Annotated in this window: 7 protein-coding genes; all 7 read left to right on the plus strand. The window is 66.8% G+C overall.

The window, feature by feature from the left end; all coding sequences use genetic code 11:
• Positions 1-6 precede the first annotated feature (6 nt).
• Complete coding sequence (locus tag JMF82_RS15795) at positions 7-1,218, plus strand: FtsX-like permease family protein (RefSeq protein ID WP_201315514.1); 1,212 nt, start codon at positions 7-9, stop codon at positions 1,216-1,218.
• Positions 1,219-1,300: 82 nt separating this feature from the next.
• Positions 1,301-3,103, plus strand: coding sequence for a DUF885 family protein (locus tag JMF82_RS15800; protein WP_201315515.1), 1,803 nt, complete (start codon positions 1,301-1,303; stop codon positions 3,101-3,103).
• A 275-nt stretch (positions 3,104-3,378) separates the two neighbouring features.
• Positions 3,379-4,716 carry a sigma-54 dependent transcriptional regulator gene (locus JMF82_RS15805; protein WP_201315516.1) on the plus strand — a complete coding sequence of 446 codons (1,338 nt, stop codon included), beginning with the start codon at positions 3,379-3,381 and terminating at the stop codon, positions 4,714-4,716.
• 202 nt (positions 4,717-4,918) lie between these two features.
• Positions 4,919-5,215, plus strand: a complete 297-nt coding sequence (locus JMF82_RS15810) for a hypothetical protein (protein WP_201315517.1) — start codon at positions 4,919-4,921, stop codon at positions 5,213-5,215.
• Between the two features lie 28 nt (positions 5,216-5,243).
• On the plus strand, positions 5,244-6,626 hold the full coding sequence (locus tag JMF82_RS15815) for an ATP-binding protein (RefSeq protein WP_201315518.1): 1,383 nt from the start codon (positions 5,244-5,246) through the stop codon (positions 6,624-6,626).
• A 67-nt stretch (positions 6,627-6,693) separates the two neighbouring features.
• Positions 6,694-7,641, plus strand: coding sequence for an SPFH domain-containing protein (locus JMF82_RS15820; protein WP_201315519.1), 948 nt, complete (start codon positions 6,694-6,696; stop codon positions 7,639-7,641).
• A gap of 13 nt (positions 7,642-7,654) precedes the next feature.
• Complete coding sequence (locus JMF82_RS15825) at positions 7,655-8,101, plus strand: NfeD family protein (RefSeq protein ID WP_201315520.1); 447 nt, start codon at positions 7,655-7,657, stop codon at positions 8,099-8,101.
• Positions 8,102-8,220 lie beyond the last annotated feature (119 nt).

An 8,220-nucleotide genomic window follows, 5' to 3' on the forward strand; every position in this document is an offset into this window, starting at 1 on the left:
CCGATGATGGACTTTGCCCCGATCCTCGCCGCGTTGCGCCGTCATCGCACGGCGACCCTGCTCATCGCGCTGGAAATCGCGCTGGCTTGCGCCGTGCTGTGCAATGCGTGTTTCCTCATCGCCTCGCGCATCGGCCTGATGCAGATCGAAAGCGGCGTGGACGAATCCTCGCTCGCCCTGATCAGGCTCGATTGCGACGACTGCAACAGCAGCGACCTCAATGCGCGGGTGATGGCGGCACTGCGTGCCGTGCCCGGCGTGCAATCGGTGGCCGCGGTCAACACGCTGCCGTTCGGCGAGCGCGCCGGCGACAACGGCGTCACCATCGATCGTGAGCACTACGTTGCCGTGCCGCATTTCTATCTCGGTGGCCCCGGCGCAGCCGAGACGCTCGGCCTGCATCTCGCGGAAGGCCAGCCATTCCAGCCTGAGGATTTCCGCACCGGCGATGTCTGGGTGCCGGCCGATACGCCGGTGTGGATCAGCCGCACGCTGGCCGACAAGTTGTGGCCAGGGCAATCCGCCTTGGGCAAGGAATTCTGGGTCACCGACAAGTTCCATTTTCGCGTGGTCGGCGTGCTGGCGCACCTGGTGCGGCCCGACCCCGGCGGAACGCGCGGCAGCGGTGCCGCCGAATGGTCGGTATTCGCCCCGATGGCGCCGGGCAAGGTGTTGAACGGCACCTATGCGATACGCGCCGCGCCCGCCGATCTTCCGCGCGTGTTGCGCGAGGCGCGCGACGCCGCGCAGAAGGCGTCGCCCGAAGCTGTGCTCGACCTGACGCAAAGCCGCACGGTGTCCGACCTTCGCAGCGATTTCTTTCGCCCCAGCCGCATCATGGCCGGCATGCTGGTGGGGGTGATCGTGGCGCTGCTGCTGGTGACGGCGCTGGGCATCGTCGGCCTGGCGAGCTTCTGGGTGCAGCAGCGGCGCAAGCAGATCGGCATCCGCCGTGCCATTGGTGCGACGCGGCAGGACATCCTGCGCTACTTCCAGACGGAGAACTTCCTCATCGTCACCGGCGGCATCGCCGTCGGCCTGGCCATGGCCGTCGTGCTCAACATCGTGCTGATGAAGTTCTACGAATTGCCCCGGTTGCCGGTGGCCTACCTGCCCATCAGCGCGGTGGTGCTGTGGCTGCTGGGCCAGCTCGCCGTGCTGGGCCCGGCCTTGCGTGCGGCGGCCGTGCCGCCGGTGGTGGCCACGCGGTCTGTCTGAACGCCCTTCCATGCGGTCCGGCACGGGCAACGTGCCCGGACCCGTGCAGAATAGGCGCCTCTCCACCCCAAGGGATCAATCCATGAAGATCGGACCGCGAATGCTCGTGTCAGGCCTGTTGTCGTTGGCCTGCGTGGCATCAGCCCATGCCGCCACGGCGGAAGAGTCTCCGAACGTGAAGGCGCTCAATGCGCTGCTCGCCGAGCAGTGGCAGCACACGCTGGAAACCTCGCCCGAGTTCGCCACGATCCTGGGCGACCTGCGCTACAACGACCGTTGGAGTGACGCCTCCCTGGCCAGGCAGCAGGCCGAATACGCCAAGACCAAGGATTTCCTTGCTCGTTTCCAGGCCATCCCTACCACCGGTTTATCCGATGAAGACAAGCTCAACCTTCAGCTGATGATCCGCCAGCTGCAGGACGCGCTGAAGGCGCATGACCTGAAGATCGACGAGATGCCGCTGGAGCAGATGAGCGGCGTGCACCTGCGCCTGGCCGGCTTCGTCAGCTCGATCCCGTTCAACAGCACCAAGGAATACGACGATTACCTGGCGCGCCTGAAGGCCGTGCCGAAGCTGTTCGACCAGGTGACCGACGTGGCGCGCCAGGGCATGAAGGACGGCATGATGCCGCCCAGGTACCTGCTGGACAAGGTGGTGGTGCAGATCGACAGCATCGCCAAGCCGACCGGCATGGACAGCGTGTTCGCCGAGCCGCTGAAGCACTTCCCCAAGTCGGTGTCCGCGGCCGACCAGAAGCGCCTGCATGACGCCATCCTCGCCGCGATCGACCAGCAGGTGCGTCCGGCTTACCAGAAGCTCGGCCAGTTCGTGGCCAAGGATTACGCACCGCACGGCCGCACCGAGCCGGGCGTATGGCAGCTGCCCAATGGCGATGCGATCTATCGCTTCCAGGCCGAGCAGATGACCACCACCAAGGAAACGCCGGAGCGCATCCACGAGATCGGCCTGTCCGAGGTGAAGCGCATCGAAGGCGAGATGACCGCGATCGCCAAGTCGCAGGGCTTCAAGGACCTGGCCAGCTTCCGCGAGTCGCTCAAGACCAACCCCAAGACCCACGCGACCTCGCGCGAGGACATCCTCAACCGCTATCGCACCTATATCGCCGGCATGCAGCCGGAGCTGCCCAAGCTGTTCGGCCTGCTGCCCAAGACCCAGGTGCATGTGGTGCCGGTGGAAGCCTTCCGCGAGAAGGAAGCCGCCGCTGCCGAATACCAGCAGGGCACGCCGGACGGCTCGCGTCCGGGCAAGGTGTTCGTCAATACGGGTGACTTCGCCAACCGCAGCGTGCTGACCATCGAGTCCACCGCCTACCACGAAGGCGTGCCGGGCCATCACATGCAGATCTCGATCGCGCAGACGCTGCCGGGCCTGCCGCCGTTCCGCCAGCAGGCGGGCTACAACGCCTACATCGAAGGCTGGGCGCTGTATGCCGAGCGCCTGGGCAAGGACATCGGCTTCTACAAGGATCCGCTGTCCGACTACGGCCGCCTCGTCGACGAGCTGCTGCGCGCCGACCGCCTCGTGCTCGACACCGGCGTGCACTACAAGCACTGGTCGCGCCAGCAGATGGTGGACTTCTTCCACCAGCACTCCAGCGAGGACGAGCCGGACGTGCAGGCCGAGACCGACCGCTACATCACCTGGCCGGGCCAGGCGCTGGCCTACAAGATGGGCCAGCTGAAGATCCTGGAGCTGCGTGAGCGCGCCAAGAAGGAGCTGGGCGACAAGTTCGACATCCGCTCCTTCCACGACGAGATCCTGGGCGGCGGCGCGCTGCCGCTGGACGTGCTGGAAGCCCGCACCGACGCCTGGATCGCCGACGTGAAGTCCGGCAAGGCGCCGGCGCATCCCGCCAAGGGCTAGCAGGCTCTACCTCCTCTCCCCTCCGGGGTACGCGGGGAGCGGCCATGGACGGCCGCGGCTTTGAGGAGCAAGGAGAGGACTGAGGTGAGAAGTGGGGCTTGCGATTGCGTTAAGCCGAAGCACGCCCCGACCTTGCCTTCCCGCAAGATTGCCCCTCACCCCAGCCCTCTCCCCCAGCGGGGAGAGGGGGCATCCAGGCTTTCGAGACGAATTCATCGAAAGATGGCAACCTTTTGGCGTGGAGCTGCATCCACGCCTACATGTGCAAGCGACGAATGCGAACCGTACTGATCATCGACGACAACCCGGCCGTGGGCGAGGCTCTCTCGCTGGCGCTGTCCCTGCACGAAATCCGCCCGCTGATCGCGCTCACGCCCGAGCAAGGGTTGGACATGCTGGAGCGCGACCGGGTCGACGTGGTGATCCAGGACATGAACTTCACCGCCGACACGACCTCGGGCGAGGAGGGCATCGCGCTGTTCCGCGCCATCCGCCAGCGCCACGCCGATCTTCCGGTGATCCTGCTCACCGCCTGGACGCACCTGGAAACCGCGGTGGAACTGGTGAAGGCCGGCGCCGCCGACTATCTCGCCAAGCCGTGGGACGACGCCAAGCTGCTCGCCACGGTCGAGAACCTGCTGGAGCTGTCCGAATCCACGCGCGAAGTGGCGCGTGCCCGCAACGAGCGTCGCAAGCGTCGCGAAGACCTGCAGCGCCGCTATGACCTCGACAGCCTCGTGTTCGCCTCCGAAGCCATGGCCCGCACGCTGGACCTGGCCTGCCAGGTGGCGCGCTCGGATGTGCCCGTGCTCATCACCGGCCCCAACGGCGCCGGCAAGGAACGTATCGCGGCCATCGTCCATGCCAACTCGGCGGTGAAGCGTGGCGCGTTCATCGCGGTGAATTGCGGGGCGCTGCCGGGCGAGCTGATCGAAGCCGAACTGTTCGGTGCCGAAGCCGGCGCATACACCGGCGCCAACAAGGCGCGCGAAGGTCGCTTCGAGATGGCCGACGGCGGCACGCTGTTCCTGGACGAGATCGGCAACCTGCCGCTGTCAGGCCAGGTGAAGCTGCTGCGCGTGCTGGAAACGGGGCAGTTCGAGCGGCTGGGCTCGGGCCGCACGCGTCACGTGAAGGTACGCGTGCTGAGTGCGACCAATGCCGACCTGAAGGCGATGATCCGCGCGGGCACCTTCCGCGAAGACCTGTATTACCGCCTCAATGTCATCGAAGTGAACCTGCCGCCGCTGGCCGAGCGCGTGGACGACATCCTGCCCCTGGCCGATCACTTCCTGGGTGGCCGCGCCGAGCTCACCGATGCCGCGCGCGAGTCGCTGCTGGCCTATCCCTGGCCAGGCAACGTGCGCGAGCTGAAGAACGCCATCGAACGTGCCGCGCTGCTGGCCGCCGACGGCCGCATCACGCCTGAACAACTCAACCTGCCGCAGCTGGCGCCGGCCGCCAACCGCAATCTCGACGAGCCGAGCCGCGAGTCGGTGGAGGCCGCGCTGGAGCATGCCGGCGGCGTCGTCAGCCGCGCCGCGCAGGCCCTCGGCCTCTCGCGCCAGGCGCTGTACCGCCGCATGGAGCGCTACGGGCTGGCGCAGGCGTAAGGGCGCCCCCTGTAGGGGCGCACCCAGTGCGCGACCGCAGCGTCTCGGCGTTCCTGCCACCTCATCCATCGCGATGGTGGCCTGGCTTCGTCATGGACGCGCACTGGGTGCGCTCCTACGGGGGAAGGCGTCGCCATCCGTCATGATTGCCGTAGCGGTGCGGGCCGAGGATGATGTGCCCTGTGCCGATGGAGTCCGCACGATGCGCTATCGACATCTGCTGCTCGTGACCTGCCTGCTGTGCGCCAGCGCGGCCGCGCAGGGCGTTGCGCCGCCCAGCGATCGCTGGAGCACGCCACCGGCCGCGGCGAGCACCACGAACAGCGCCTACCACGACGCCCTCAGCACGGCGGCCAGCGAGGCCCAGCGTTTCAATTTCAGCAGTCAGCCCGCCAGGGACAAGGCTCCGCCAGACCAGTCGCCGATCCGCGTGATCATCAACAACGGCCACGGACCCCACGTCAATTGCGTGCCGATGGGAGCCGGTACGTGCCATTGATGCCGTTTCATTCCAAGGAAAACCGTTGATGCTGCGTGGTCTGCGATCGCTCGAATCGCGCATGGTGCTGTTGCTCGGCTTCGCCGGCCTGTCCGGTGTGCTCGTCTTTGCCGGCGTCACGCAGTGGCCATTGCCGCAATTGCTGGTCTGGCTGAAGCATGACCTGGGCATCAACCTGGGCGCCCCGGCGCACTTCGGCTTCTACAGCGCGCTGGCCATCTCCGTGGCCTTCCTGCTGCCGCTGTCGCTATGGCTCGGCCATTACGTGATGGCGCCGATCACCAAGCTGCTGCGCGCGCTGGAAGGCGCGGTGGCGAGCTATCGCGATGGAGACTTCAGCTTCTCCATCGCCGCGACGCGTCGCGATGAACTGGGCGAGCTGATCCGCATGCACAACGCGCTGGGCCAGACCTTGCGCGAGCAGCGACAGAATCTCGCGCAGCGCGAACTGCTGCTGGATACGGTGGTGCAGAACACGCCCGTCGCGCTGGTGCTCACCGATGCCAGCGGCCGCGTCACCTACGCCAACATCGCGGCACGGCACCTGTTCAACGAAGGCCGCACGCTGCATGGGCTCAGTTTCATCGAGCTGTTGAGCGACAGCCCCGAGGCATTGCGGCGAGCCGTCGAAGGCGGCGAGGATGCCTTGCTTACCGTGGAAATGGACGGCGGCGAAGAAACCTTCCATCTCTCGCAGCGCAGTTTCCGCCTGCAGGGCCGCCCGCATCGCCTGCAGCTGTTCCGCCGCATGACGCGCGAACTCTCACGCCAGGAAGTGGCGACCTGGAAGCGCGTGATCCGCGTGATCAGCCACGAGCTCAACAACTCGCTGGCGCCGATTTCCTCGCTGGCGCACTCGGGCGCCGAGCTGGCGCGTCGCGGCGACACCGCGCGCCTGCCGGGCGTGTTCGCCACCATTGGCGAGCGCGCCAGGCACCTGCACGGCTTCATCGCCGGCTATGCCAGTTTTGCCAAGCTGCCGGCACCTCAACCCGTCTCGATCGCATGGCGACCGTTCCTCGATGGGCTGTCGCTGCATTGCAAGTTCCAGTTGCGCGGCTCCATCCCCGAGCAGCCCGGTTGGTTCGATGCGGCGCAGATCGAGCAGGTGTTGATCAACCTGATCAAGAACGCGCATGAATCAGGCAGTGCGGAAGACGGCGTCTCGCTGTCGCTGGCGGCGATCGGCCGCGACATGCGCATCGAGGTGGCGGACCGCGGCCCCGGCATGAGCGAAACCGTGCTGGCGCAGGCGCTGTTGCCGTTCTATTCCACCAAGCGCTCCGGCACCGGCCTCGGCCTGGCGCTGGCGCGCGAGATCGTGGAGGCGCACGGCGGGCGCATCGCGCTGGCCAATCGCGAAGAAGGCGGCTTGCGCGTCAGCCTGATGCTGCCGCTGGGGCCGCGCTGACCGGTTATTCCCCGGAGCGGCGCTCGCCTATACTCCGGTCAGTTTTCATGGATCAGGAGACAGGGCCGTGGGTCAGCTTTTTGCGCTGGTAGTCGTCATTGTCGCGGTGATCGTGCTCGCCAAGCTGGTGCGCATCGTGCCGCAGGGTTACGAGTGGACGGTGGAGCGCTTCGGTCGCTACACGCGCACGTTGTCGCCGGGCCTGCATTTCCTGATGCCCTTCATCTACGGCATCGGCCGCAAGATGAACATGATGGAACAGGTGCTGGACGTGCCATCGCAGGACGTCATCACCAAGGACAACGCCGTGGTGCGCGTGGATGGCGTGGTGTTCTACCAGGTGCTCGATGCCGCCAAGGCGGCGTACGAGGTGGCCAACCTCGAGCAGGCCGCGCTGGCGCTGGTGATGACCAATATCCGCACGGTGCTGGGCTCGATGGACCTCGACGAATCGCTGAGCCAGCGCGACGCCATCAACGCCAAGCTGCTCACCGTGGTGGACGAGGCCACCCATCCGTGGGGTGTGAAAGTCAACCGCATCGAGATCAAGGACATCGCGCCGCCGCGCGACCTGGTCGATTCGATGGCGCGCCAGATGAAGGCCGAGCGCGAGAAGCGCGCCAACATCCTTGAAGCCGAAGGCTTCCGCCAGGCCGCCGTGCTCAAGGCCGATGGCGAGAAACAGTCGGCCATCCTCGCCGCCGAAGGCAAGAAGGAGGCGGCGTTCCGCGAGGCCGAGGCGCGCATTCGCCTGGCCGAGGCCGAGGCGCAGGCGACCAAGCTGGTGTCCGATGCGATCGCCAACGGCAATATCAACGCGTTGAACTACTTCGTCGCCAACAAGTACGTCGAGGCGCTGAAGGAAATGGCCAACTCGCCGAACCAGAAGATGCTGTTGCTGCCGATGGAGGCCACCGGCATCCTCGGCTCGCTGGCGGGCATCGCCGAACTGGCGAAGGAATCGCTGGGCCAGCAGCAGGGCGACGCGCGCCGCGTGCCGCCGCCGGTGCGCTGAGCGGAGCATGGCGATGGAACAGGTTGCGCTGCATTACTGGTGGTGGATCGTCGCGCTGGTGCTGATCGCCATCGAGGTCGTCCTGCCGGGCTACTTCATGTTGTGGATCGGCATCGCCGCGGCGGTGACCGGCGTGCTGGTGCTGGCCGTGCCCGGCCTGTCGGTGCTGACCCAGGCGATCGCGTTCGCCGCGCTGGCCTTTCTGTCGTGCGCGGCTTACTGGTACTGGCTGCGTCCGAAGCTGATGCGCGGCGAGCCCTCCGAGTCCCGCCTCAACCGGCGCGGCGAGCAGCAGATCGGCCAGCGCTACGTGCTGGCCGAAGCCATTGTCAATGGCCGCGGCAAGGCCAAGGTCGGCGACAGCCTGTGGCTGGTGCGCGGGCCCGACCTGCCAGCGGGCAGCACCGTGGAGGTGACGGGCGTGGACGGCAACACCTTGCTGGTGCGTGCAATCGACTGAGCGAGCAGCGCCCCCTGTAGGAGCGCACCCAGTGCGCGACCGCGGCAGTGCATCGTCACCGCTCCGCCGGGTTATCGCGCACTGGGTGCGCTCCTACAGGAAGAGCGGTTTTCCGCGTT

It is taken from the genome of Dyella sp. EPa41, from assembly GCF_016586165.1.
GTDB lineage: Bacteria > Pseudomonadota > Gammaproteobacteria > Xanthomonadales > Rhodanobacteraceae > Dyella.